Origin of the sequence: Hymenobacter guriensis (genome assembly GCF_015773195.1) — a bacterium.
In the GTDB taxonomy this organism is placed as follows: Bacteria; Bacteroidota; Bacteroidia; order Cytophagales; family Hymenobacteraceae; genus Hymenobacter; species Hymenobacter guriensis.
In genome coordinates, this window is the sequence record NZ_JADWYK010000001.1 from 338,411 (window position 1) to 362,268 (window position 23,858).

Genomic DNA, 23,858 nt, shown 5'->3' on the forward strand with positions numbered 1-23,858 from the left:
TTCGGCCCCGTATGGCTCCGTTGTATAACCGCAGAGTGGAAGGTGGCTTGCCGCCGCAGGCCCCGGCCCCGCTGGGGCTGGCCGAGCTTATGCGCCGGGTGCGCGACTCGCTCACGCTGTCGTTTCCGGATGCCTACTGGGTGGCGGGCGAAATTTCCGACCTCACCCTGCCGCGCTTCGGCAGCGGCCACTGCTACCTCACGCTCACCGACCAGGCCCAGACCACCCGCGGCGCCCAGCTCAAGGCCCAGGCCCGCGCCACTATCTGGGGGGCGCGGTTTGAGCAGCTGGGGCCGCAGTTTGAGCGCCAGACCGGCCAGACCTTGCGGCCCGGCCTGCGGGTGCTGGTGCGCGTGAGCGTGAAGTTCCACGAGCAGTACGGCCTGAGCCTCGACGTGCTGGCCATCGACCCCAGCTACACCGTGGGCGACCTGGCCCGGCAGCGCATCGAAGCCATTGCCAAGCTGGAAGCACAAGGGCTATTGGAGCGTCAGAAGCAGCTGGCACTGGCGCTGGCTCCGCAGCGGCTGGCCGTCATTTCCTCTCCCACGGCTGCCGGCTGGCAGGATTTTCTGCAGCAGCTCGGCGAAACGGTCTACGATTTCAGCGTAACCCTGTTCCCGGCTACCATGCAGGGCCAGGAGTCCCCCGCCAGCATCCGGGCCGCGCTAGATATGATTCGGCGCCGGCGCGGGCAGTTTGATGCCGTGGTGCTGATTCGGGGCGGCGGCTCCAAAACCGACCTGCTGGCCTTCGACGATTACGGGCTGGCGGCCGCCATAGGTTCCTTTCCGCTACCCGTGCTCACCGGCATCGGGCACGAGCGGGACGAAGCCGTAGTGGACCTGGCCGCGCATCTGGCTTTGAAAACGCCGACTGCGGTGGCCGTGTTTCTTACGGAGCGCCTGGCCCGGCTGGATGCCGTGCTGGAAGGCTACGGCAGCCGCATCCGGGAGCTGGCCCAGGCGCAACGGCAAGGCCACGCCGACCGGCTCCTGACGCTGGCCCATGAGCTGCGCCACGCCGCCAAGGGCCGCTACCGCCAGCAGCAAACGTTGCTGGAAGGTATGCAGCGTCAAACCACGCAGGCCGCGCAGCAGGGTGTGCAGCGGCAGGCCGCCCAGCTGGCGCAACGGCAGCGGGCCCTGCGCCGGGCAGCCCACAAAGTAGCCCGGCAGCAGCAGCAGCAACTGCGGCAGCTGGGCCGGGCACTGGCTCAGCGGTTTCGGCACGTGCACCGCCGCCGCCGTGAGCTGCTGCTCCGGAGCCGTTACCGGCTGCAGCTGCGCCAGCAACGTGTTCTGCTTCTGCACGGCCAGCAACTAGCCCTGGCTGAGCAGCGCCAGTATTTTGCGGCGGCGTCTTTGCATGTACGCCAACCTAATGGAAGTGCCGTGACCCTGCACCCCACCCCGCTTCCCGGCACCGAGCTGTGGCTGCATCAGGCGGGCACTGTGCTGCCCGTGCAGGTGCTGCCGCCTGCTCGAGGGGAAGCATAATCCTCTTCTCTTTGTTGATTGCCAGCAACTGCTTTTGTTGGTTTTTTCCGATTCTCCTTTCCCTATGACTTCCGACGCTACGTACCGCCAAGCTATTGCCGAGCTGGAAACCATTTTGCGCGCCCTCGAAACCGATACCGTCGACGTGGACGAACTCACGGCCAAAGTGCAGCGCTCCTCCGAGCTGATCCGGCTGTGCAAGCAGAAGCTGCGCGCCGCCGAAGCTGCCATTGACCGGGTGTTTGACGAGCTGGACGAGGAAACCGACTGGCCCGGGGACGAGCAGCCCGAAGAGGACGAGGAAGAAGAAACTCCGGCCGTGACCCGCCAGGTGCCGGCTTCTTCCCGCCCCGGCCACAGTCCCCGCCTGTTTGAGTAGAAGACCAGGAGCGAAGTACTTTTCCAGTACCGCATATTTAAATCCCTCGGGCTAATCTGCCTAAAGGCCGGATGGCTATATTGTCAGGCTGTTATTTCCTCTGTTGCTATGACTTCCACCGGCTCTCGTATTCGTTTGGCCCTGGCCGATGACCACCTGCTGTTCCGCAAGGGGCTGCGGGCATTACTCGGTGGGTTCGACAACATGGACGTCATTTTTGAAGCGAGCGACGGGCAGGAGCTGCTGGAAAGCCTGGACGCGCTGTCAAACCCTCCCAACGTGGTGCTGATGGACCTGCAGATGCCCGTGCTCGATGGACTGCAAACCACGCGGCTGCTTCGCGTGCAGTACCCGCAGGTGCGCATCGTCATCATCTCCATGCACGATGAGCCGGAACTGATGGAGCAGCTCCGCCTGGAAGGCGTCCACGGCTACCTACTCAAAAATGCCAACCCCGATGAAGTGCGCGGAGCCATTGAGGCTGCTCACTCCGACGAGCCGTACTATGCCCGACTCAGCTAAAAACCTGTAACATATACGTTTAAATACGAAAAGGCCCGGCTTCTGTGGAAGCCGGGCCTTTTCAATCTACCTGTATCAGAGTTTACAGCTCCACAAACATACCCACCGTGAAGGTGCGGCCGCGGTTGAAGAAGGCCTGAATCAGGTTGGGGTCGATTACATTGGTGCTGGAGCGGTTCGACACATCCGTGAAGTAGAACTGGTTGAGCACGTTCAGCACGGATGCCTTGAAGCCCAGTTTCACTTTACCCTGGTAGAGCGCCGGCAAATCATAGCCAAGGTGCAGGTCCAGGTTGTAGGTGGTCGGCAGGCGGTAGGAATCGGTGCGCGTGCTTTCGTTCAGGATGTTTTCGGGGTTGAAGGAGGCGAAGTACTTGGAGAACAGCAGGAACGAGGGCCGGATGTACAGGCGTTTCACCGGCTCGTAGCGCAGGCCCAGCTGGAACTGGTTCTGAGCCGCGTCGCCCACGTGCACCCCTTCGAGGAACACGGGCTGGTCGATTTCATTTGGATTGATCGGGTCGCCGGCTTCGTCGGTCTGGTTTAGCACGCCCTTGCCCGTCCAGCGCCAGTCACCGAGGGCCACGGCTGCGTTCAGCTGCAGGCTCCGGCTGATTTCCTGGGCCACGCTCATTTCAATACCCATGTGCTGGGCATTCACGTTGCGCACTGTGCTGTAGATGGCCTCACCGGTAGCCGTCGATACCGAGTTGGTGGTTTTGTTGGCCCACAGCGTGTAGTACGCATTCAGGGTAGCCTTCATGCTGGGGTAGCTGATGCCGTAGCCCAACTCCACGCTCGTAATACCTTCGGGCTTCACGTTGTTGTAGAGCCGGCCCTGGGTGGTGTACACCAGGTTGAAAAACGGCACCTTGCTGTTGTAGCCCACGTTGGCAAACAGGTTGTTGTGCTCCGTGAGGTTGTAGTTGGCGCCGGCCTTCACGCTGTAGCCCGTGTAGGAGGCCCAGTCGGTTTCGGCGTAGTGGCCGTCGGCAGCAGTATAGGTCTGCCCGTCGATAACCTGGTTCTGGTTGAAGCCCACGTCGTAGCTCTGCCCGTTCACCGTCACCTGCCGCGCCTTAAAGTAGTCGATACGCTTGTAGCGGATTCGGGAAAGGGTGCCGCTCACTACCGCCGACAAGGCCGGGGTTTTGTATTCGAGCTGCGTATAGCCGCCCAGCCACTGGGTTTTGCCGTCGTAGTTGTAGCTGATTTTGTCGCCCTCGTGCAGTTGCGTGAAGGGGTCCTGGTTGCGGTTGTTGATGTTCTGGGCGTAGTCGCCGCCCAGCAGGTCGCGCACCTGGCGGTAGTGCAGGCCGCGGTACAGGCGCCCGTCCACGCCGGCCGACAGCGTCAGGTTCTCGCGCAGGGTATAGTCACCGCCCAGCACGAAGCCGTACCAGCGGTGGCTGTTCACGTTGTCGACCAGGAACTGCGTGGATTGGCGCGCCCCGCCAAAAATGGTGTCGCGCTGGTTGCCGTTCACTACCGCCGGGTAGTTCCGCACGTTGCGGTCGTAGATGGTCTGAAAGTCGGTCTGGTTGGTTTCCGAGTTCTGCAGGATGGTGCTGGAGTTGCCGCTGGTCAGGCCGCTTACACCGCCGCCGTTGCCGTAGGAAGCGTATACCACCCCGGTCACGAACAGCCGGTCGTTTACCTGCCAGAAGTCGTTGAGGTTGATCTGGGGCTTGTGGTAGAAGTTGCTGCGCTCATTGAGCACCTCGACGTCGCCAATGTTGCTGGCCGTGCGGGTTAACGGGTCGCGGTCGTAGCGGCGCAGCGTACCCCAGTACGGGTTGTAGTCGAAGCCTTTATTGCCACCAGCAATAGGGCGGGCGCCGATTTCCTGGGCTTTTTTATCGGAGTACAGGCCAACCAGCGACTGAAACGAGCGGGTGCCATGCTTCTGGGGTGAGCCCAGGGCCGTGAGCGAGAGGCGGTGGCTGCCAATGCGCTTGCTGGCGTTGCCAAAGTACGTCCAGGCATCGTCGAAGGCCTGCTGCACCCAGCCATCGGAGGTGCGGCGCGAGCCGTAGAACGTGAAGGCCCAGTCGCCCTTGAGGTTGCCGCTGCTCAGCATCAGCGAGGCCTTACGGTAGTTGTTGGAGCCGGTTTCGAGGCGGGCCAGGGCACTGCGCTTGTCATCGAAGCCCTTGGTTAGTACGTTGATGGTCCCACCTACCGAAGGCACGGCAATTTTGGCCGCCGACAAGCCTCGCTGCACCTGCAGGCTCTTGGTTACGTCGCCCAAATCCCAGTTCGACCAGTAAACCTGGCCGGTTTCCATGTCGTTTACGGGCACCCCGTTGACCATCACGGCCACGTTGCGCTGGTCGAAGCCGCGCACGTTGATGCGCGAGTCGCCGGTGCCGCCGCCACCCTGGGTAGCGTACACGCCGGGCGTTTCGTTCAGAATCATGGGCAGGTCGCGGGCGGCCAGGGTTTCGCGGAGCTTCACCTCGTTCACGGCCGCGTAGGCCACCGGAGTTTCGCGCTCTACGGCCACCGAGGCAATTACCTGCACTTCGTTCAGGGTTGCATTATCAGAAGCCAGCCGGAACGTGGCCACGGCGTTCTGGTTGCCCACCGTCACGCGCTGCTCCAGCAGCTTGTAGCCGATAAAGGAGGCGCGCACCACGTATGTACCCGGCTTGAGGCCCGGTACCTGGTAGTTGCCCTCGGGGTCGGCGCCGGCGCCGGTGTTGGCTCCGTTGCCGGTTACCTGCACGGTAGCACCCGGCAGGGATTCGCCGGTGAGCCGGTCGAGCACGCGGCCCTTGATGGAGTACGTCTGAGCCGCGGCCGTCAGCAAGGTAAGCAGGCTCAGTAGAAAGGAGAGTACGGTGTGTTTCATGCAAAAAGCGGAAGGGTAGCAGCTATGCGCGCTGCAAAGGTAAGGGATTGAGGAGAAGCCCCTAGACCTCGCGCTCAATGTTTTTAGACTATTCTTATATGCCGAAGCCTATAATATCCATCGAGCTTTCCGCTGGGCCCGCCTACGCCAGCTCGGTACTGGGGTCCCAGTACAGTTGGTTGAAATCCTGTACCTGGTCGTCTACCACGCGCACGCCTTCGGCTTCCAGGGCTTCCTGCATGGCCGTGGGCGTGGCGTAGTGCTGGCGCCCCGTGAGCAGACCCTGTCGGTTGATGACGCGGTGCGCCGGCACGTAGGCATCGGCGGTGTGGGCAGCCATCATGGCCCACCCCACCAGGCGGGCGCCGTGCCGGGCACCGAGGTAGTGGGCAATGGCCCCGTAGGTTGTCACGCGGCCGGGCGGCACCAGACGCACGACCTCGTGTACATCCTGAAAGAAATTGCGGTGTTTATCGGTGGCAGCGGAGCTGAGCATACGGTGGAGCTAGCGGGTAAAAGGCCAAAATAACGTAACAACGGGCGTTGGGCAAGCTCGTAAGACGGGAAAGAAAGCCGGCTGCTATACTGGCCGGCATCATTCCACTTCTTATTTGCTTACCCCATGTTCGATAAACTCAAAAGCCTCGACGACCTGTTTGCTGAACAGCTGAAAGATCTGTACAGCGCCGAAACTCAACTAGTGAAAGCCCTGCCCGATATGGCCAGCGAAGCCCGTGACGCCCGCCTGCGCCAAGGCTTCGAAACCCACCTGCAGGAAACCATCAACCAGGTGAGCCGCCTCGAGCAGATCGGCCGCGGCCTGAACCTCGACCTTACGGGCCATACCTGCAAAGCTATGCAGGGCTTGGTAGCCGAGGGCAAAGAAACCATTTCGGAAGACGCCACCGACGAAGTAAAGGATGCTGCCCTCATTGCCGCAGCACAGCGCGTAGAGCACTACGAAATATCGGGCTACGGCACGGCAGCCCACTACGCCGAGCGCCTGGGCCACACTGAAGCCGCCTCCCTGCTGCGCCAGACGCTGCAGGAAGAACAGCTCACCGACACCAAGCTAAACGACCTAGCCAAGAGCTACATCAACCAGCGGGCAATGTAACTAGCCCTGCTTCTTTCCTTAAAAGCCTGCAACGCGCAGGCTTTTTTGGTGTCTGGCAGGTAGTGATTTGCGGCTGAGTCAACTTTCCGGCCGCTGGCGGCGTTGTGGTAGACCGGCTTGAAGCCCGGTAAGTAATTGTAGGCCTTTGTAAACAATACATGCAGCAGACGCAGGAACAGGTAGAGATAGTGCACGAAGAAGAGCGTAAAGGCGGTGCCTGGCGCTGGTGGCTGCTGGCCCTGATAACGGTGGCGGCCCTGGCCTTCATCAAGATAAAGTTCTTTCCCTCGCAGTCGGCGGAGGCGGGCAAGGGCGGCGGTAAAGGGGCTGCTGCTGGTGGAAAAGGCGGCCCGGGCGGAGCCGGCGGCAAGGGTGGCGGCCAGAAGTTGCCCGTGCAGGTATACGTAGTGAAGGCTACCAGCCTGGCCGATGAGGTAGCCGCTACCGGCTCTATTCTGGCCGAGGAATCGGTGGTTATCAAAAGCGAAATTTCGGGCAAGATTACCAGCCTCAACATCCGGGAAGGTCAGCCGGTAAGCAAAGGCCAGCTGCTGTTCAGCATCAATGCCGACGAAATTCAGTCAAGCCTGCGCAAGCAGGAGTACAACATCAAGCTGTTCCGCGACCAGGAAAAGCGCCAGCGCATCTTGCTGGACAAGGAATACATCAGCGCCCAGGAGTACGAGCAGGTCAACAACCAGCTGCTCACGGCCCAGGCCGATTTGCAGACGCTACGCGCTTCTCTGGCCAAAGCCTACGTGCGGGCGCCGTTTGCCGGCGTGCTGGGTTTGACCACCGCCACGGTGGGCACGTACGTGAGCCCCGGCGCCGAAATAACCACGCTGTCCAAGGTGAAGCCCGTGAAAATCGACTTTACGGTGCCCAGCCGCTTTTCCAGCCTGGTGCGCACCGGCGACCCTATTACCATCACCGACGAGGCCTCCAACAAGAAGTACGAAGCCAAAGTCTACGCCCTCGACCCGCAGATTGACCCCGTGAGCCGCACCCAAACCGTGCGCGCCCGCTACGCCAATACTAGTAATGAGCTGCGCCCCGGCGCTTTCGTGAAAGTGAATCTGCAGCTCAGCCAGACCGCCGACGCCCTGCAGGTACCTACCGAAGCCGTTATTCCCGAAGCCAGCGGCTACAGCGTGTACACCGTGCAGAAAGGGAAGATGGTGCCGAAGAAAGTAAAAATAGGCGTGCGCTCCGACCGCCTCATTCAGATTACCGACGGCCTGGCCGTGGGCGACTCCATTATCCGCACCGGCATTCTGCAAGTGAAGCCGGGCGACAGAGTATCAATTAGTAATTGATAATTAGCAATTACTAATTGAGCATTCGGCTGTGAAAGAGGAAAATATTATTCTGCAAAAGACATACGCTTTTGCTGTTCGCATTGTCAGGCTCAGCCAGTATTTAAGCAAAGAAAAGCAGGTGTTTCAGCTGGCTGACCAAATTCGACGCAGCGGCACTTCCATCGGAGCTAATATGGAAGAAGCTATAGGGTGCCTTTCCCGCAAGGATTTTATCATGAAAGCAGGTATTGCTTACAAGGAGGCCAGAGAAACCCATTATTGGCTTCGTCTCCTGCGCGACACCGACTATATAGCTCCTCCGCAGGCAGCTTCTCTGCTCAATGACTGTGAGGAAATTCTGAAAATAATTACGGCTATTATTCGCTCATCCCGGGAATCTTCCACCAATTATTAATTACTAATTCCCAATTACTAATTAAAAAAGAATGAGTCTTTCATCAACCAGTATCAACCGCCCGGTTCTCGCCATTGTGATGAGCCTGGTGATTGTGATTTTCGGGGTCATTGGCTTTCGGTACCTGAGCGTGCGGGAATACCCCAGCGTAGATCCGCCCATTATTACCGTGTCGGCCAGCTACACCGGTGCCTCCGCCGATGTGATGCAGGGCCAGGTGACGGAGCCCCTGGAAGAAGCCCTCAACGGCATCCAGGGCATCAAGAACCTGACCTCCAACTCCCGCGACGGCCGCACCCAGATTACCGTAGAGTTTGACCTCGACGCCGACCTGGAAACCGCCGCCAACGACGTGCGCGACAAAGTATCCGGCGCCCAGGGCCGCCTCCCGCGCGACATCGACCCGCCCGTGGTGAGCAAGGCCAACGCCGACTCCCAGCCCATTGTGATGACCTACCTCAGCTCCACCAAACGGACGCTGCTGGAACTCACCGACTACGCCAACAATACGCTCAAGGAACGCCTGCAAACTATTCCGGGCGTATCGGAGGTGCGCGTGTATGGGGAGCGGAAGTACTCTATGCGCCTGTGGCTGGACCCGGTGAAGCTCTCAGCCCTGAGCGTGAGCCCTGTGGATGTGCAGCAGGCCCTCACCCGCGAAAATGTGGAGCTGCCCAGCGGCTCGGTGCAGGGCCAGGCCACCCAGCTCACCCTGCGCACCATGGGCCGCCTGAGTTCAGTGGAGGACTTCAACAACCTTATTATCCGCAAAGACGCTTCCTCGCTGGTGCGCCTATCGGACATTGGCTATGCCGAGCTGTACCCCGAAAATGACCAGACCATCTTCAAGGTGAACGGCGTGCCAATGGTGGGCCTGGCCGTAATTCCGCAGCCGGGCTCCAACCAGATCGATATTGCCGAGGAGTTCAACAAGCGCCTGGAGCAGTACGGCAAGGATTTGCCCAAGGACCTGGAGCTCAAGCCGGGCTTCGATAACTCGGTCTTTATCCGCAAATCCATTGAGGAAGTAGAGCACACCATCATCGAGGCCTTTGTGCTGGTAGTTATTATCATCTTCCTGTTTCTGCGCGACTGGCGCTCAACCATCATTCCGGTGGTGGCCATTCCGGTTTCGCTTATCGGTATCTTCTTTGTGATGTACCTGATGGATTTCTCCATCAATGTACTCACGCTGCTGGCCGTGGTGTTGGCCATTGGCCTGGTAGTCGACGACGCTATTGTGGTGCTGGAGAACATCTACTCCCGCATTGAGGAAGGCGAAGACCCGAAAACGGCCGCCATCAAGGGCTCCGAGGAAATCCTGATGGCCGTGGTCAGCACCACTATTGTGCTGGCGGCGGTATTCCTGCCGGTGGTGTTCCTGACGGGCATCACGGGCCGCCTGTTCCGGGAGTTTGGCATTGTGGTGGCTGGCTCGGTGCTGATTTCGGCCTTTGTTTCGCTCACGCTCACGCCCATGATGTGCTCGGTGCTACTCAAGCGCGAGGAAAAGCATAACTGGTTTTACCGCAAAACCGAGCCGTTCTTCGAGCGGATGATTGGCGGCTACCAGAGCAGCCTCGAAACCTTTCTGCGCAAGCGGTGGCTGGCCTGGCTGGTAGTGGCCGGCACCGGCGTGGGCATCTGGTTTTTCATGGGCGCTATTCCCTCAGAGCTGGCCCCGGTGGAAGACCGCAGCCGGGTAAACATCAACGCTACCGGCCCGGAAGGCGCTTCGTTTGAGTTTATGGATGCCTACATGACCCAGCTCACGCAGCTGGCCATCGACTCGGCCGGGGAGCAAAACCTGAGCAGCGTGTTTGCCGTGACCTCACCCGGCTTCGGCGGGGGCTCCAACTCCGGCAACGCCCGAGTGCTGCTCCTCGACGCCGATGCCCGCCCCCAGAGTCAGCAGCTTTTGGCCGATAAGCTCAGCGCGGGCGTGAAGCAGCTTTCGGCAGCCCGTACCTCCGTCAGCCAGGACCAGAGCATCGGGGGCGGCGGGGGCGGCCTACCGGTGCAGTTCGTTATCCAGACCCAGGATTTCGACAAGCTGCGCACAGCCGTGCCTAAGTTCCTTGATGCCGCCCGGCAGGCCCCCACCTTCCAGTTCGTGGACGTGAACCTGAAGTTCAACAAGCCCGAGCTGCGCGTAACCATTGACCGGGAAAAGGCCCAGAGCCTGGGTGTATCGGTGCAGAGCATTTCGCAGACCCTGCAGTCGGGCCTCAGCGGGCAGCGCTACGGCTACTTTATCCGGGAAGGCAAGCAGTACCAGATCATCGGGCAGGTGGCGCGCGAAGACCGCAGCCAGCCTTTGGATGTGCGCCTGCTCTCAGTGAAAAACGACAAGGGCGAGCTGATTCAGCTGGATAACGTGATTCGGCTGGTGGAAAGCAGCACGCCGCCCCAGCTCTACCGCTTTAACCGCTACAACTCGGCCACCTTCTCGGCCTCCCTGGCGCCGGGCCGCACCCTCGGCGACGGTATTGCGGCCATGCAGGCCATTGCCGACAAAAACCTCGACGACACCTTCAGCACGGAGCTGGCCGGGGCCTCCCGCGACTTCCAGGAAAGCTCCAGCAGCCTCATATTCGCCTTCGGGCTGGCCCTGGTGCTGATTTACCTGGTGCTGGCGGCTCAGTTCGAAAGCTTCCGCGACCCGGTCATTATCATGGTGACGGTGCCGCTGGCCCTTTCCGGGGCGCTGCTGAGTTTGTGGTACTTCAACCAGACGCTCAACCTGTTCTCCCAGATCGGCATCATCATGCTGGTGGGGCTGGTGACCAAAAATGGTATCCTCATCGTGGAATTTGCCAACCAACAGGTGGAAAACGGCAAGGACTACATGACCGGGCTGATTGAAGGTGCCACAGCCCGCTTCCGCCCTATCCTGATGACGAGCCTGTGTGCTATTCTGGGCATTCTGCCCATTGCCATTGCCACCGGCGCGGGCGCGCTCAGCCGGCGGGCTATGGGCATTGGCGTGGTAGGTGGGCTGTTTTTTGCCACGGCCCTCACGCTCTACGTAGTGCCCGTTATGTATTCGTATTTCGCCACGGCCAAAAAGCACAAGCCCGCCGAAGCCGAAGCAAAAGCCGTAGCTGCCTAGTGCCGCGCCGCTGTCTGCTTTCGTCACCGCGCCCTTTTCAGCTGTTGATTTCCTCCATGCCTCGTCTCTTTCTTTTTGCCCTGCTGCTCACTTCTCCCCTGCCCCTGCTGGCCCAGCAGCCGGTACTGCCGGCCCGTACACCAGCTACCACACCCCAGGCCAAGCCCCAGACGGAAAAGCCCGAAACCGTAGCTTCCGCGCCCGCCCTCACGCTGGCCGAGGCCATCCGCATCGGGCTGGAAAACAACTACGGCATCCGCCTGTCGCGGCAGGATGTGCGCCTGGCCGAAAACAACGTGACCCGTGGCAACGCCGGTCAGCTGCCGACGGTAGATGGCAACATCACCCGTTCCTTCACCCGCAACGACGTGCGGCAGGAGTCGGCCTCCCGCCCTACCCCCAGCGAGGCCAGTGGGGCCAAGTCCAACCGCCTGAATAGCAACCTTGCCGCTACCTGGACGATTTTCGACGGCTTCGGGATGTTCATTGCCTACGACCGGCTGCGCACCGTGGCCCAGAGCCAGCAGCAGCTTACCCGCGCCACAGCCGAGGAAACCGTGGCCGATATCACCACGGCCTACTTTACGGTGGTGCGCGAGGCCGGCAAGATTCAGAGCTTCGAGGAGGCCCTGCGTATCGGCCAGCAGCGCATCGACCTGACTCAAGCCCGAGCCGACGTGGGTGTGGGCGCCAAAGTGGAAGTGCTGACGGCCCGCGTGGACTTCAACGCCGACCGCTCGGCGCTGATTCAGCAGCAGGAGGCCCTGAAAACGGCCAAGGTGAACCTCAACAACCTGCTCGGCCGCTCCCCCGCCCTCGACTTTCTGCCCGCCGACTCCATCGTGGTCAGCCGCGACCTGGGCCGGGAAACCGTTACGCAGGCTATCCGCCAGAACAACCCCCGCCTGCAGCAGGCCCGCATCAACACCCAGGTAGCTGCCTACGACCGGAAACTGGTACGTGCCTCCCGCTTTCCGCAGATCGGCCTGACGGGCGGCTACGGTTACAACCGCAACGTGAACGGGGAGGCTTTCTTCGGTACCGAGCTGACCACCAACACCGGCCGCCAACTGGGCTTCAACTACGGCGTGGTGGCCTCTATTCCCATCTTCGATGGTTTCAACCGCAACCGCCTGGAGCAGAACTCCCGCATTGCGGAAGACCAGAGCCGGCTGCAGCTGGAGCAAACTCAACTCCAGCTAGAGGCCGAGGCCGAGCAGGCCTACGCTCAGTACCAGAACCGCCTGCAGCTGCTGCAGCTGGAGGAAGACAACATTCTGCTGGCCCGCCAGAACGTGGCTATTGCCCTGGAGCGCTACCGGCTGGGCTTGCTCACGCCCTTGGCTTTGCGCGAGGCCCAGCGCACCCAGCTCGACGCCGAAAACCGCCTGCTCGACATCCGCTTCCAGGCCAAGCAGGCCGAAACCGTGCTGCGCCGCCTGAGCAGCGGCCTGGTGCAGGAGCAGCCGTAATTTCGGCTGGCCTGTTCTTCAAACGTCTTATTCTACTACGCCACAACGCCTGCCCTCACATGAGAGCAGGCGTTGTGGCGTAGTATATATTACTGGCGTCCTTATCGGTGAAGAGCTGTTCTGCCGGGATACTGCGTGAGCTACGCCCTATTGCTTGAGTACGCGCGTGGTCTGGGCCTTTCCGCCGAAGGGGGTAAGACGAACCAGATAAACGCCCGCCGGCAACCCGCTCAAGTTAGCCAACGTCAGGTTGTTGGACCCATCACCCAGGGTGCTGGTCTGCTGCCGTACGATGCGACCCGTCAGGTCAAGCAGCGTCAACTCTCCCGGGCCGGTTTCTACGCTGCTGGCCGTCAGATAAATTGTATTGGTGAACGGGTTGGGAAATACTTCCAGGCGGGCCGCTACGGCCGGGTGGGCAGCAAAGCTCACGGCTTTTGAGCCGTAGAACGTGGCTTTTCCATCCAGATCTACCTGGCGCAGGCGGTAGTAGCGGATGCCCTGCTTGCCGGTTTCCGTATCGACGTAGCGGTACGTGCTCAGGCTGGTGCTTGTGGCTGACTGGCTGGGCACGAAGGCCAGCACGCGAAACTGCCGCCCATCGGTGGATACCTGCACTTCAAAGCCCCGACTGTTGAGCTCCGTGGCCGTTTGCCAGTTCAGCACCGCGTTGGTGTCTTCGCGTTTGGCCGAAAACGCCGTCAGGGTCACGGGCAAGGGCTCGGTGGCCTCGCTGAGCGTGAACGTGCCAAAGGAGGTGACGTTGTTTTTGGTTAGCTGGTTGGTCGTCGTATTCAGGCCGTCACGACCCAGCTGGCCGAAGATATCGCCCGAAGACGTGGACAGGAACAGCGCAAATTCGGCTTCCGTGAGGCGCTGATTGCCTGGCGTCAGGTTCCGGGTTTCATCGTCCAGGTATTGAAACACCAGCGTGGCCCGCAGTCCCCCGTCCGTCAGGTGCGGATTGGACGGCCGCACGCCATACACGCGCCGGATGCTGGGGTTGCCGTTGGTGCCGTTGTTGATAGTGCCATAGTTGAGGCTGGTGTTGCGGGTAATCGACACGTTGCCGGGCCCGTTGCCGCTGAAGGTCAGGCTCAGACCACTGTTGCCAAAGTTCTGGGCAATGCCCGCTTCGGCCAGCTGCGTGGTTTTCAGAAAGCCGCGCAGATGGGAAAGGTCGGTTTCACCGGCCAGCTGGCCCGAGGGCGTCATCACCCCATTGCTGACGGTGGCCGGAGCCAGCTCCACAAACTCCACATTGACGTTGCTGACGTTGGTCTGGAGCACGCCGCTGATGAATTGCAGGGTGCTGCCGGGCAGAATTGTGAAGCTGGTGGTGAGGGTTTTCAGGCCGCCGCCATCAATTTCAACTCCGGTGAAACCCGAGGCCGAGCCACTGATGGTCTGGTTTCCGCCCGCAAAGCTGACGACGGTGTTGTCGCGCTGCACAAAGCTGTCCTGCTGGTTGTTGAAGTCGCCGTACACCTGCAGGCGCCCGACGAGCAGGCGCACCAGGGAGCGTTGCAGCTGGTTGCTGCCCTGCATGGTTAAGGTATGCGTCAGGGCCGGGCCTGATCCGCTATTGTCGTAGCCCGGTGTGATGGTTTGCACGTCCGTAAAAGTGCCGTCCGGATTCTGAATGCGGGTCGTGGTGATGGTAGCGGGCTTAGCGGCGTTGCTGTAGATGTTGGGATAAGCTACCGTGGAGCCCGACCCGAAGTTGGGGACGGTAGCGTCCTTTGTGGCGGTAGGCACATCCTGGGTCCAGTTGTCGGCATCAAACCAGTTGTCGTTTTTGCCGCCCGTCCAGGTCGTCGAGTTGGCCGGCTCGCTGGGCGCTACGCCCGTCACCGTAAACGTGGCTTCGTAGAACCGGAACTGCGGATCAGAAATGACAAAGGCCCCCCCCTCGTCACCGGCTTGCACGCCTTCGGCCACCAACTGCACGCTCAGTACGTAGCTGCCGGCGGTCAGGCCTGTCAGCAAGCTGGTATTGGCCGCCGTAGCGGCAAACATACGCGCCCCGGCCTCGGTACTTATCTGGGGCAGGGCAAAGGAGCCGGAAAGCAGGTTGCCTCCGCTGCCAGCGGCCCGTACCCGGTAGGAGAGTGAGGTACTGTTAACAACATCCGGGGCACTTTCCTGCGTGGTTAGCGTGCCGCCGTTCAGCAGGAGGCGAGTGGCAAAGCGGCTGATGTCGAAGGAGCCGAGGTTGCGGCCCTGAAACGCCGGAGCGGGCAGGCCGTTCTTGCCCCCAAACGTTTCGTTGCCCGTAGGGCCGCCCCGGTCAATGATAATGGAGCTGCTGGTGATGGTGGTATTTTCCTGGGCCTGGGCCTGCGGCAGCGTGAGGCCTACCAGGAAGAGCGCCAGAAGGGCCCGGAAGGCGCGTAGCGGCGGCCGGGCCATCCGAAAGGGGACGGGGGTAGTTGTCGTCATAACGAGGCAGAGAAAGTAAATGGCTGATAGACGAAGTATATCTGGTTGTCCGATCAGCAAACCGGGGCAGACCAAGCCATTGCCAAAACGATGGACGAGCTATCAGCAGCAAAGGTGAGCCCGCCGGCGCGGGCGGAATATGACGCACGTTACCGGCGGAGATGATTGTTGTCAAAAGTTCCCTGACTGGGAAAGCATAACATAGATTTTGCCGCACCAAGAAAGGTGGAGAACCTGCCAGGGTAGAACCACGATAACTAATACTCTGGGGTGATAATGCCAGCCGCGCTGGCTGCAGTCACGCGTTGCCGACGCTAGCCGGAAGAATAAGGCCTTGGCCAACGGCCCCTACTACCTGCGCTTTTTGCAGACTAGGGCGACGCTATGCCGTGGTTCCAGGCTTGGCGGCCGCTTTCCCTATACGCACAATGCCCCGGCCTTCCGCGTTGGAAAGCCGGGGCATTCGTTTCTTGGCTGCTGTGTATACCGGCTAGGTTTGCGGGGCTTTGCGGCGCAGCTTGCGCACGCCCAGGCCCACGCCGGCCGCCAGCAGCAGGGAGGCCCCTCCATCAATGGGCACGGCCGTGGGGTCCGCGGGCATGGGGCCGCCTTCCGGGGGCTCCTCGCTCTGGGCCAGCGCCGCTACACTCGAAACCAGCCACAAAGCCAGCATACAAAACAGGGAACGAAGAAATCGGGACATAGTCAAAGAGAATAGAAGAGGAGAAAAAAGCAGCGGCGGCCGGGCGTTGCCTTACCGCTGCTGCTTAGGAGAAGACTATTGCACGACCAGGCGCTTGGTTACTACCACGCCCGCGGCTTCCAGGCGCACGGAGTACACGCCTTTGGCCAAGCCCTGCACGCTCAGCTCGGCGCGCAGGCCATTGGCCGTGGCGGCTACCGGCTGGCGCAACACCACCTGGCCCAGGCTGTTGAGCACCTGCACCTCGGTGGCTTTGCCGGCCAGCTTCAGCGGGGCCAGCAGCGTTACGCGCGCCGTGGCCGGGTTGGGGTACAACGATACCTGCGCGGCCAGCGCGGCCGGGGCGGCGGCCGTCACGGAGCCAGCCTGCAGTTCCAACACAAAACGGCCGGGCAGGCTGGTGGCAGCCGCGTTGAAGGCATACTGGGTAGCTTCGTGCAGCTCGGTGCGGGTGCCCGTTTCCTGATCCAGCAGCAGGGCCTGGGTGCCGGCGGGTAGGTTCAGCACCTGGGCAGCAGCCAGGGTATAAGCCCCGGCAGCAGGCACGCGCACCGTGAGGGGCACCCGCACGGCGGCGGTGCCCGGCACGGGCAGGCCATTGATGGCCAGCTCCTCGCCGGCGGCCTGGGTGGTCAGGTTCAGGTTGTGCGTGTTGGGCAGCTTCACCGCGTCAAACTCATTGTCGACCCCGGCGGTAGCGCCCTGCTCGAAGTACACGTAAGCGTCATCCTGCAGGCCGTTGGGGGCCTGCACTTGCAGCTGCACCAGGGGCCGCGTCTCGGCCTCGCGGTGGTATACCGAGTTGGTATAAACGGCTACGCGCTGGGAGTTGCGGAAGGTAAGGGAGCCGCTGGTCTGGCTGGCCGCTACCCGCATGAAGAATGCCTGCCCTACCGCCAGCACGGGGCTTATGGTGCCTATGCCATTGTTGTAAAAACGGTAGCCCCCCCCGTATTGGCTCGTGCTTTCGAACACGTAGATGGCGCCCATCAGATTGGGTCGGTCGGCGGCCGCCACCTGCGAGTAATCCAGCGGGCTGGGATAGGGGTTGCCCACCAGGTGCCAGCCGGCAGCGGCGGCGTTGGGCGCACCAGCGGCTACGCGCGTGAGGGTCTGGGTGACGGTGCCGTTGTTGAGCGTGCCGGTGAAGGTGAGCGTCTGGTCGGCGGGCAGCTGCACGGTGTAGCCCCGGCCCACTTCCAGCGGGCTTTCCAGGCTTTGCGGCGACTCCCAGCCCTTAGAGAAGGGGGCCAGGTTGTTGGTCGCAGTGGCCAGACGGCTTTGGTCGTAGCCGAACACGGTAGGGTACGGCGTCACCGTGCCGGGCTTGGCAGCCGTGTTGTAGGCGGAATTCACCACGGGCGTAGTGCCGGGCACGGCCAGGCTGGCCACCGCCGCATTGGCAACCGGGGAAGACGCATGGCGGTAGCCGGCCCCCGCGTTCAGGTCGGGCGTGATGTAGCGCTGTACCGTCACCGCCCCCGTCACCACGCCGGCGTTATTGACGACCATACCCGTGGTGGCGACATTGGATTCCAGCGTGAAGGCGTTGCCGTTGGTAGTGAAGTTGCCGTTGAGCGTGAGCAGGCGGCGTACCGAGGCGCCGGCCGAGGTGCTCAATTGGGCGTTATTGGCATCCACGCGCAGGTTCCAGAAGCGGATGCGGGAGGAACCCAGCAGGTTGGACAGAGTGGCCGTGCCCAACGCCACCGTGCCGCCGGAGGGCGCGAAGGTGCCGTTGTTGGTCAGGTTGCCCCGCACATCCAGCGTGCCGAGGCTCATGCTCAGCGTCGCCCCCGAGTTGATGGTCAGGCTGCGCACCGAGGCCGTCCCTCCCGCAATCAGGGGCATGCGCGGGGCGTTGCCGGCAATGGTGGCGTTGAGGGTGGCGGTGGGCACCTGGGCGGGCGTCCAGTTCCCGGCCGTGTACCAGTCGGTGCTGCTGCTGCCGGTCCAGGTCACGCTCGTCAGGGTCAGGGTCAGGGCGTACGTATCCGAGGCCGAGTTGCCGTTGCCGGCCGCATCCTGTACGCTGTTGCCGGCCACCGTGACTGTGGTAGCCGTGCCGGGCGTCGTCGGCGTCACCAAGAAGGTGTAAGTCGTGCCCGAGCCCGCGAAGCCCGAAACGGTCCCATTGGTCACGGTCAGGTCACCGGCCACAAAGCCCGTCACGCTTTCCGAGAAGGTTGCCGTAAAGCTCAGGGGCGAAGTGGCGGTGGTACTGCCCGAAGTCGTTGGGCTGCTTAGCGCAACCGTCGGCGCCGTGCTATCGACAATAAAATTCACCGGGGTAGTGGCCGGGCTGGTCGTGCCGCCGGCAGTGGTTACCGTGGTGGATAGGGTATGCATCCCCTCAGCCAAAGAAAAGGGTTGCGTGAACCTCCAGTTGCCGTCGGGACCGGTAAGCGTGGTACCGGCAGGGGAACTATCTACATACACGGTGATAGTGCTGTTGGGAGCAGCGGTGCCCAGATAGACGGGTGTCCCGGTGCTGCTGAAGCTGAAAACCGCTGGATAGCTTATAACAGGGGCGGCGGGTGCGGGCTCGGTAATGGTGAAGGAACGCGTGGTGGTGCAATCAAACAGGTCTTGGATGGTTACGGTATACGTGCCCGCTCTCAGCCCGCTCACACTGGCGGTTCCCTCGCCGCTGGGAGCTCCCGGCTCCCAGTTAAACGAATAGCCTTCTTCTGAGCCGCCGCTGGGCGAAACCGAGGCGGTACCATCGGCGCCCCCGCTGGTGCTCACGTTCGTTTGGCTGCCGGTACTGGTAAGCGCGGTCGGCTCTTGAATGGTATAGGTTTTCGTGATGCTGCAGGTAGCATCGTTTATTGTGAGGCTATAGCTGCCCGCAGGCAGGTTGGAAATAGTGCTCTGGTTGCCCGTGGTGACGGGCGTAATCAAAGCCGGGTTGGGGCTGGTGCGCCGCCAGGTGAAGGTGTAGCCGGGCGTGCCGCCGTTTACAGTAGTAGTGATAGCGCCCGTATTGGTCCCATTACAGGCAATATTTGTTGTAGAAGAAAATGTGGACATCCCCCCCTTTGGCTGGGTGATGGTCACTTTGGCCGTTGTGGTTTGTCCGGCGCCGTCCCGTACCGTTACCGTGTACTCCTGGGCCGACAGGCCAGTAGCGGTGGCTTGAGTGCCGCCATCTGGGCTCCATCTGTACGTGTAGGTCCCGGTTCCGCCAGAGGCCCGAACAGTTGCGGAGCCGTTGCTACCGCCCGGGCAGCTGACGTTAGTAGAGGACGTAATAGTGGCGGCTAGCGGGGTAACTGCCAGCGTAGCAGCCGGGGCTTTGCGCGGGGCTACGCGGGCCGGCACCTGGGCGTGCCCGGCCAGCGGCAGCGCCAGTAGCAGGCACACGGCCGCCGCCCGGCCCCTGGCGAGGGCCTGTGAATAGAAGTGTTGCATGAAAAGAGAAGGAAAAAGGTAAACGCGAAAAAGTCCTGAAAACGCCCCACCCGGTAGGCAACCCGGCCCGGCGGCGGGCAGCAAGCCCCTCCGTTGCAGCCGGAGCGGCCTGCTACCCGGGTACCCGGTATCATAGCTGTATAAAAGGGATAGAGTAGCTGATAACCGATACGTAAAGTGGCTGAAGCAACCGCCGGAGGCCGGCCATGCCGCCCGGTAAAACCCCGGCAGGGCAGTTATGTGGCAGCGCCTGAACCTCGTCACCTCACTGACAAAGCCCCAACGCTGCCACTTCCTGGAACCGCTACAAATATCACGTCCCTGGCTATGCCGCGCTACCGCATAAAGATGCTGTATTGACGTCCATCCTATAAGTATATTCCTACTCTACAACAGCTCCATCCACCTCGCTACCTGCCTCGCAGTCTTAGCCCCGGCGCTTGAGGGCCAGGGCCATAATCTCGCCTTTGCTGTTGACGTGCAGCTTGCGGTACACCAGCCGGATGAAGTTGCGCACCGTATCCACGCTGATGCCCATGCGGTCGGCAATGAGCTTGTAGCTGAGACCGTCCTCAATGCCCTGCACGATTTCCTGCTCGCGGGGCGTCAGCTGCTCGCCCTTGGGGCCGGTGAGGGGCGCCACCACGGCCACCACCGGCGCCTGAAACGAGCGAATCACGTGGCGCGCCACCGCTGGCGACATGGGCGAGCCTCCTGCCGCTACTTGCAGTAGGTGCTCCTTGAGCTGCTCCAGCGGCGTACTCTTCACCAGGTAGCCCACGGCCCCGGCACAAATGGCCTGAAACACCCGCTCGGCGTCGGTGTATACGCTCAGCATGAGAATATCCACCGCTGGCAGCCGCGCCTTGATCAGCGGAATGCCGGCAATGCCCGAGAGGCCGGGCAGGCCAATGTCGCTGAGCACGAGGGCAGGCGGCTCGGGTGCAGAAGTCAGGCCTGCCAGAAACTCCTCCACTGAGGCCACCGTGAGCACGCACCGGAACTCAGGCTGCTCGCAGAGGTAGCCGTGCAGGGTTTCCCGGATCAGAGGCTGGTCTTCGATAAGAGCAATAGGCAAAGCGGACATAGCACAAAGGTACCGGTCCCAGCCCCACGCCGCTACTGCATAAAGATGCTGTGCGGTTGGCGTCTTGATGCTTACACCGGCAACCGCACCACCACATAAAGATGCTGTGCGGTTGGCGTCTTGATGCTTACACCGGCAACCGCACCACCACCGCCAGCCCTGGCAGCCCCCGCTCAAACAGCACCGAGCCGCCGCAGGCCAGGGCGCGGGCCTGCATATTGGTCAGGCCCTGCCCCCCTACCCGGCCGGGACCATCATAGCCCTGGCCATCGTCCTGCACCCGCAAACTCAGGTAGCCATCCTGCAACTGCAGGCGCACCGTCACGAGCGTGGCCCGGGCGTGCTTCACCACGTTATGCAGGGCTTCCTTGTAGATGAGGTAGAGGTTCTGGCGCAGCAGCCCCGGCAGCGCCGCGCCCGCCAACGACGCATCGGCCGCAAAATCCACTTCCAGGTTGGCTACCGACAGCACCTCGTGGGCGTGGTCGCGCATGCGCTCCAGCAGCGGGGACGTGGCATCATTACGCGCGTCGATGCCCCATACCACATCCGACAGCTGCTGTACGGCCCGGCGGCTGGCCTCGGACAAATGCTGCAGGTGAGTGGCCAGCTGCTCGGGCGTGCGGCGGCTGGTTTGCAGCCAGGAGCTTTCGAGGCTGATTTGGGTGAGCAGGCTGCCCACGTCGTCATGCAGGTCGGCGGCCAGGCGGGTGCGCAGCGCGGCTTCGCGGTGGCGCGCCCGGCGGCGGTACTGAGCCAGGCCCACGCCGCCCGCGCCCAGCGCCAAAGCTAGCAGGCCGCCGGCCCCAGCCAGCTCACGCTGGCGGCGCAGGCGGGCCAGCTCCTGCTCCTGCCGGAGCATCACTACCTCCTGCTCGGCCTGGGCTACCTCGTAGCTGGCCCGCGCCTCTTCCAGCACCCGCTTATCGGCCTGGGCCTGCAGCGTGTCCCTGGCCTGCATTTCGCGGCGTTGCAGGGCGTAGGCGGCGGGGTAGTCGTGGCGGGCAATGGCCAGCTTTTGCAGCAGTGCCAGCGCATCGGTGGTATAGCCTTCACTGGGGCGCCCACCAGCCAGCGCCAAGGCTTTGCTTGCCCAGGCCTCAGCTTGGTCAGGTTCCCTCTGCTCCTGGTAGAAGCTAGCTAGGTTGGTGTACATGTTGCCTAACACCCGGTCGGGGTCGTGGGTGCGTTGGGCTAGGCTAATGGCGGCCTGGTAGTAGAAAGCGGCGGAGTCGGGGCGCTGGAGGCGGCGGTAGGCGGCGGCCAGGTTTTCGTAGAGGCCCGTGCGGTTGCTGTAAAAGCGCAGGTGCCGCACCAGCGCCTGCTGACGACGCAGGTAGTTCAGCGCCACGGCCGGACTATCCACGCGCTGGGCATTCACGCCCAGCCCTTCCAGCCCCACCGCCATCAGGGCGCTATCGGCAATGGAGGCCGCCAGCCGATACACCTGCCGACAGTAGCGGCTGGATACGGCCGGCTGCCCCCGCTCGGCAAAGACGCTGGCTACGTTGGACAGGGCTTTGGCTTCCTGCCGCACTTCCTTGAGGTTGCGGTAGATGGACACGGCCTTGAACATAGCCGTCACGGCTGAGTCGTGCCGGCCCAGGTTCTGGTAGAGCTGGCCCAGCTCCTGCCACACGCCGGCCTGTCCGTCGGCATCACCAGCGGCTGAGAAGAAGTTGCTGGCCAGTCGGTAGTAGCGCCGGGCCAGGTCGGGGCGGCGCAGGTTCACGTACACCCAACCCAGGTTCCAGGCGTTGCGGGCGCGGTAGAGGACCGGGGCTTCGCGCAGCAGCTCTTCGGCCCGGCGCTCCAGCACAGCCGCCCGCTCGAAGTTCTGCACAGTGAGGTAATAGTTGCTGCCCGCATCCAGGGCCCGGCCCACCAGCACCGAGTCGCCGGCGGCTCGGGCTGCTTGCATAGCCGCCGCCGCGTAGCCCAGCATGGCGGCCGAGTCGGGGTCGGGCGTATCGAAATAGGCAATGGCCCGCAGCAGTACCCCGGCCCGCGCCCGGTGGGTGGAAGCGGCGCGCAGAGCCGTGCGCAGGCTGTCGGGCAGGGCGGGTAAACGCGAAGTCGCAAAGGCCGCAGGGATCAGCCCAAGGCTTAGAAGAAGTAGTGCAAACAGGCGGCGCATAGATACACCCAATAAATGGGCTACCAAGGTAGCCAGGTTTCGGGCGCTATGCTACGCCGACGGTTCCGCTTCAGCCGCTTTTTTACCTGACAGACGGCCGCTTATTTCTTACTCCTGCGCAGCCGGCGCGGCTTTCAGGTTAAGCAGCGCTTCCTGGGTTTTTCGCTGGGTGCTGGCTTCCTTTTCTTCTTTGGCCGCGGCGTTGGGCGCGGCGGGCGTGGCGAAGAAGGCCAATAGGTGTTGCTTCTGCAGCTGGGTCAGTCCCTCAAACTTCTTGGCGTCGAGCTTGCGCAGCCACTCCCCGTAGGTTTCGTCGGCCAGGGCATACTCGCCGGCTTTCGTCTGGTGGCCGGTGTCGAAATCGGCGTTGGGCAGCGAAGTCACGGCAGCGGTACCCTGCTTTTCCAGCAGCCCGCAGTACTTACTTATCACCACCCGAAAGGAATTGCGAAAAAGCGTCTGGGCTTCGGGCGTGGGGAGTACAAAGGCAAACGGCTTCAGCGGCCCGATTTTGGGCAGCAGCCGCACGATGCCCGAAAGCAGGCGCGCGCCCAGCCCCGGCCGCTGGTAGCTGCCTCCAAACTCCTTACGATACTGGCGCCGGCTGAGGTGGTATACGTAGTCGCGGCGGCGTGCCTTGGGGCTAAGCTGGCGGATGTCTTCGCGCTTGCTTTGCCAGGCGGCGCGGGTAGCCAGCGGAATCAGCTCCTTCACGGCAAAGCGGTAGGAGCTGATGCTCAAGTCCACATTGGCAATGACCTGGCCCAGCTTCAGACCGTAGGTTTTCTCGAATCCCCGCTCCAGCACGTCCTTGCTTACTTTGAAGCCGATGTAGTTGTGGTAGTCGTCGGAGCGGTAGCGCCCGGCCGCCACCTGCATCACATCGAAGGCAAACTCCAGCTGGGTGCGCTGGGCGGGCGCCTCCTCGTAGGTAATGGTATTCCCAAATTTTGCCTGCAGCTCCGGATACACCGAGGGCATGGCCTTATTGGTGCCTTCGGGGTGGCCGCTTAGGTCGGCAGCGTAATGGGCCAGCGCGCCCAGGGCGAAGGCGTACTCGTTGCGGTCATGCGCTTCGGTCAGCAGATTAGTCACGAAGTCGCCGGAGCGCACGTAGTGGGTGAGGTTAGTGAAGAGCTTCGAGCCGAACGGATAAAAGCCCATGTCCTGAATGATGGCTCCGCCATAGGCGTAGGCCTTGGCGTCCTGCAGCTCCTCGGCCGTGCCGCCCGGAAAACGCTTTTGCAGCGTGGGCAGCAGGCAGCGCTGCCAGGTGGAGTCGATGTTGGCCTGGTGGGTGAGGACGGAGTAGGCAGAAACCGAAGCAGCCGAGCCGAGCAGCAGCCAGCCAACGAGCAGAAAACGCAGCATAGAAAATGGGGAAATGGTACGCCCGCAACGTGTAAA

At 62.1% G+C, this 23,858-nt stretch carries 16 protein-coding genes; 8 read left to right on the forward strand and 8 right to left on the reverse strand.

All coding sequences use genetic code 11. From position 1 onward, the window contains the following. Positions 1–11 precede the first annotated feature (11 nt). The 3 genes from xseA (at position 12) to I5L79_RS01425 (ending at position 2,400) form a co-directional block, all read left to right on the forward strand. Positions 12–1,499: an exodeoxyribonuclease VII large subunit gene (gene xseA, locus I5L79_RS01415; protein ID WP_196953230.1), complete on the forward strand. Its 1,488-nt coding sequence runs from the start codon at positions 12–14 to the stop codon at positions 1,497–1,499. A 64-nt stretch (positions 1,500–1,563) separates the two neighbouring features. Further along, entirely contained in the window at positions 1,564–1,878 is a 315-nt protein-coding gene (xseB, locus tag I5L79_RS01420; RefSeq protein WP_196953231.1) for an exodeoxyribonuclease VII small subunit, read from the forward strand. A 108-nt stretch (positions 1,879–1,986) separates the two neighbouring features. After that, a complete protein-coding gene (locus I5L79_RS01425; protein ID WP_196953232.1) occupies positions 1,987–2,400 on the forward strand; it encodes a response regulator in 414 nt (137 codons plus the stop codon). Between the two features lie 82 nt (positions 2,401–2,482). Here the strand turns inward: I5L79_RS01425 and I5L79_RS01430 are convergent, their stop codons facing one another. Beyond that, on the reverse strand, positions 2,483–5,254 hold the full coding sequence (locus tag I5L79_RS01430) for a TonB-dependent receptor (RefSeq protein WP_196953233.1): 2,772 nt from the start codon (positions 5,252–5,254) through the stop codon (positions 2,483–2,485). A gap of 142 nt (positions 5,255–5,396) precedes the next feature. Beyond that, positions 5,397–5,750 carry an MGMT family protein gene (locus I5L79_RS01435; protein WP_196953234.1) on the reverse strand — a complete coding sequence of 118 codons (354 nt, stop codon included), beginning with the start codon at positions 5,748–5,750 and terminating at the stop codon, positions 5,397–5,399. 126 nt (positions 5,751–5,876) lie between these two features. On the opposite strand from I5L79_RS01435, the gene I5L79_RS01440 reads away from it, so the two are divergent. The 5 genes from I5L79_RS01440 to I5L79_RS01460 all read left to right on the forward strand — a co-directional run bounded on the left by I5L79_RS01440 (position 5,877) and on the right by I5L79_RS01460 (position 12,668). Then, positions 5,877–6,371: a YciE/YciF ferroxidase family protein gene (locus I5L79_RS01440; protein WP_196953235.1), complete on the forward strand. Its 495-nt coding sequence runs from the start codon at positions 5,877–5,879 to the stop codon at positions 6,369–6,371. A 158-nt stretch (positions 6,372–6,529) separates the two neighbouring features. Then, the gene (locus tag I5L79_RS01445; protein ID WP_196953236.1) at positions 6,530–7,687 is read left to right on the forward strand and encodes an efflux RND transporter periplasmic adaptor subunit; all 1,158 of its coding nucleotides are present in this window, start codon (positions 6,530–6,532) and stop codon (positions 7,685–7,687) included. A 31-nt stretch (positions 7,688–7,718) separates the two neighbouring features. Then, entirely contained in the window at positions 7,719–8,084 is a 366-nt protein-coding gene (locus tag I5L79_RS01450) for a four helix bundle protein (RefSeq protein WP_196953237.1), read from the forward strand. A gap of 31 nt (positions 8,085–8,115) precedes the next feature. Next, entirely contained in the window at positions 8,116–11,196 is a 3,081-nt protein-coding gene (locus tag I5L79_RS01455; RefSeq protein WP_196953238.1) for an efflux RND transporter permease subunit, read from the forward strand. Positions 11,197–11,252: 56 nt separating this feature from the next. Then, a complete protein-coding gene (locus I5L79_RS01460) occupies positions 11,253–12,668 on the forward strand; it encodes a TolC family protein (RefSeq protein ID WP_196953239.1) in 1,416 nt (471 codons plus the stop codon). Between the two features lie 147 nt (positions 12,669–12,815). On the opposite strand, the gene I5L79_RS01465 is transcribed toward I5L79_RS01460, so the two are convergent. The 6 genes from I5L79_RS01465 to I5L79_RS01490 form a co-directional block, all read right to left on the reverse strand. Then, on the reverse strand, positions 12,816–15,110 hold the full coding sequence (locus I5L79_RS01465) for a T9SS type A sorting domain-containing protein (protein WP_196953240.1): 2,295 nt from the start codon (positions 15,108–15,110) through the stop codon (positions 12,816–12,818). A 490-nt stretch (positions 15,111–15,600) separates the two neighbouring features. Beyond that, the gene (locus I5L79_RS01470; protein WP_231402661.1) at positions 15,601–15,813 is read right to left on the reverse strand and encodes a PID-CTERM protein-sorting domain-containing protein; all 213 of its coding nucleotides are present in this window, start codon (positions 15,811–15,813) and stop codon (positions 15,601–15,603) included. A 75-nt stretch (positions 15,814–15,888) separates the two neighbouring features. After that, a complete protein-coding gene (locus I5L79_RS01475) occupies positions 15,889–19,227 on the reverse strand; it encodes an Ig-like domain-containing protein (protein WP_196953241.1) in 3,339 nt (1,112 codons plus the stop codon). 427 nt (positions 19,228–19,654) lie between these two features. Continuing rightward, entirely contained in the window at positions 19,655–20,314 is a 660-nt protein-coding gene (locus I5L79_RS01480; RefSeq protein WP_196953242.1) for a response regulator transcription factor, read from the reverse strand. Positions 20,315–20,441: 127 nt separating this feature from the next. After that, positions 20,442–22,451 (reverse strand): tetratricopeptide repeat-containing sensor histidine kinase, encoded by a 2,010-nt coding sequence (locus I5L79_RS01485; protein ID WP_196953243.1) that lies wholly within the window; start codon positions 22,449–22,451, stop codon positions 20,442–20,444. A 108-nt stretch (positions 22,452–22,559) separates the two neighbouring features. Next, on the reverse strand, positions 22,560–23,822 hold the full coding sequence (locus I5L79_RS01490; protein ID WP_196953244.1) for a zinc dependent phospholipase C family protein: 1,263 nt from the start codon (positions 23,820–23,822) through the stop codon (positions 22,560–22,562). Positions 23,823–23,858: the final 36 nt, after the last annotated feature.

Bases quoted from the DNA above. Each gene is read 5' to 3' on its own strand.
- xseA (WP_196953230.1), top strand. From the start codon at position 12: ATGGCTCCGTTGTATAACCGCAGAGTGGAAGGTGGCTTGCCGCCGCAG.
- I5L79_RS01455 (WP_196953238.1), top strand. From the start codon at position 8,116: ATGAGTCTTTCATCAACCAGTATCAACCGCCCGGTTCTCGCCATTGTG.
- I5L79_RS01475 (WP_196953241.1), bottom strand. From the start codon at position 19,227: ATGCAACACTTCTATTCACAGGCCCTCGCCAGGGGCCGGGCGGCGGCC.
- I5L79_RS01445 (WP_196953236.1), top strand. From the start codon at position 6,530: ATGCAGCAGACGCAGGAACAGGTAGAGATAGTGCACGAAGAAGAGCGT.
- I5L79_RS01430 (WP_196953233.1), bottom strand. From the start codon at position 5,254: ATGAAACACACCGTACTCTCCTTTCTACTGAGCCTGCTTACCTTGCTG.
- I5L79_RS01480 (WP_196953242.1), bottom strand. From the start codon at position 20,314: ATGTCCGCTTTGCCTATTGCTCTTATCGAAGACCAGCCTCTGATCCGG.
- I5L79_RS01460 (WP_196953239.1), top strand. From the start codon at position 11,253: ATGCCTCGTCTCTTTCTTTTTGCCCTGCTGCTCACTTCTCCCCTGCCC.
- I5L79_RS01425 (WP_196953232.1), top strand. From the start codon at position 1,987: ATGACTTCCACCGGCTCTCGTATTCGTTTGGCCCTGGCCGATGACCAC.
- xseB (WP_196953231.1), top strand. From the start codon at position 1,564: ATGACTTCCGACGCTACGTACCGCCAAGCTATTGCCGAGCTGGAAACC.
- I5L79_RS01485 (WP_196953243.1), bottom strand. From the start codon at position 22,451: ATGCGCCGCCTGTTTGCACTACTTCTTCTAAGCCTTGGGCTGATCCCT.
- I5L79_RS01440 (WP_196953235.1), top strand. From the start codon at position 5,877: ATGTTCGATAAACTCAAAAGCCTCGACGACCTGTTTGCTGAACAGCTG.
- I5L79_RS01490 (WP_196953244.1), bottom strand. From the start codon at position 23,822: ATGCTGCGTTTTCTGCTCGTTGGCTGGCTGCTGCTCGGCTCGGCTGCT.
- I5L79_RS01470 (WP_231402661.1), bottom strand. From the start codon at position 15,813: ATGTCCCGATTTCTTCGTTCCCTGTTTTGTATGCTGGCTTTGTGGCTG.
- I5L79_RS01465 (WP_196953240.1), bottom strand. From the start codon at position 15,110: ATGACGACAACTACCCCCGTCCCCTTTCGGATGGCCCGGCCGCCGCTA.
- I5L79_RS01435 (WP_196953234.1), bottom strand. From the start codon at position 5,750: ATGCTCAGCTCCGCTGCCACCGATAAACACCGCAATTTCTTTCAGGAT.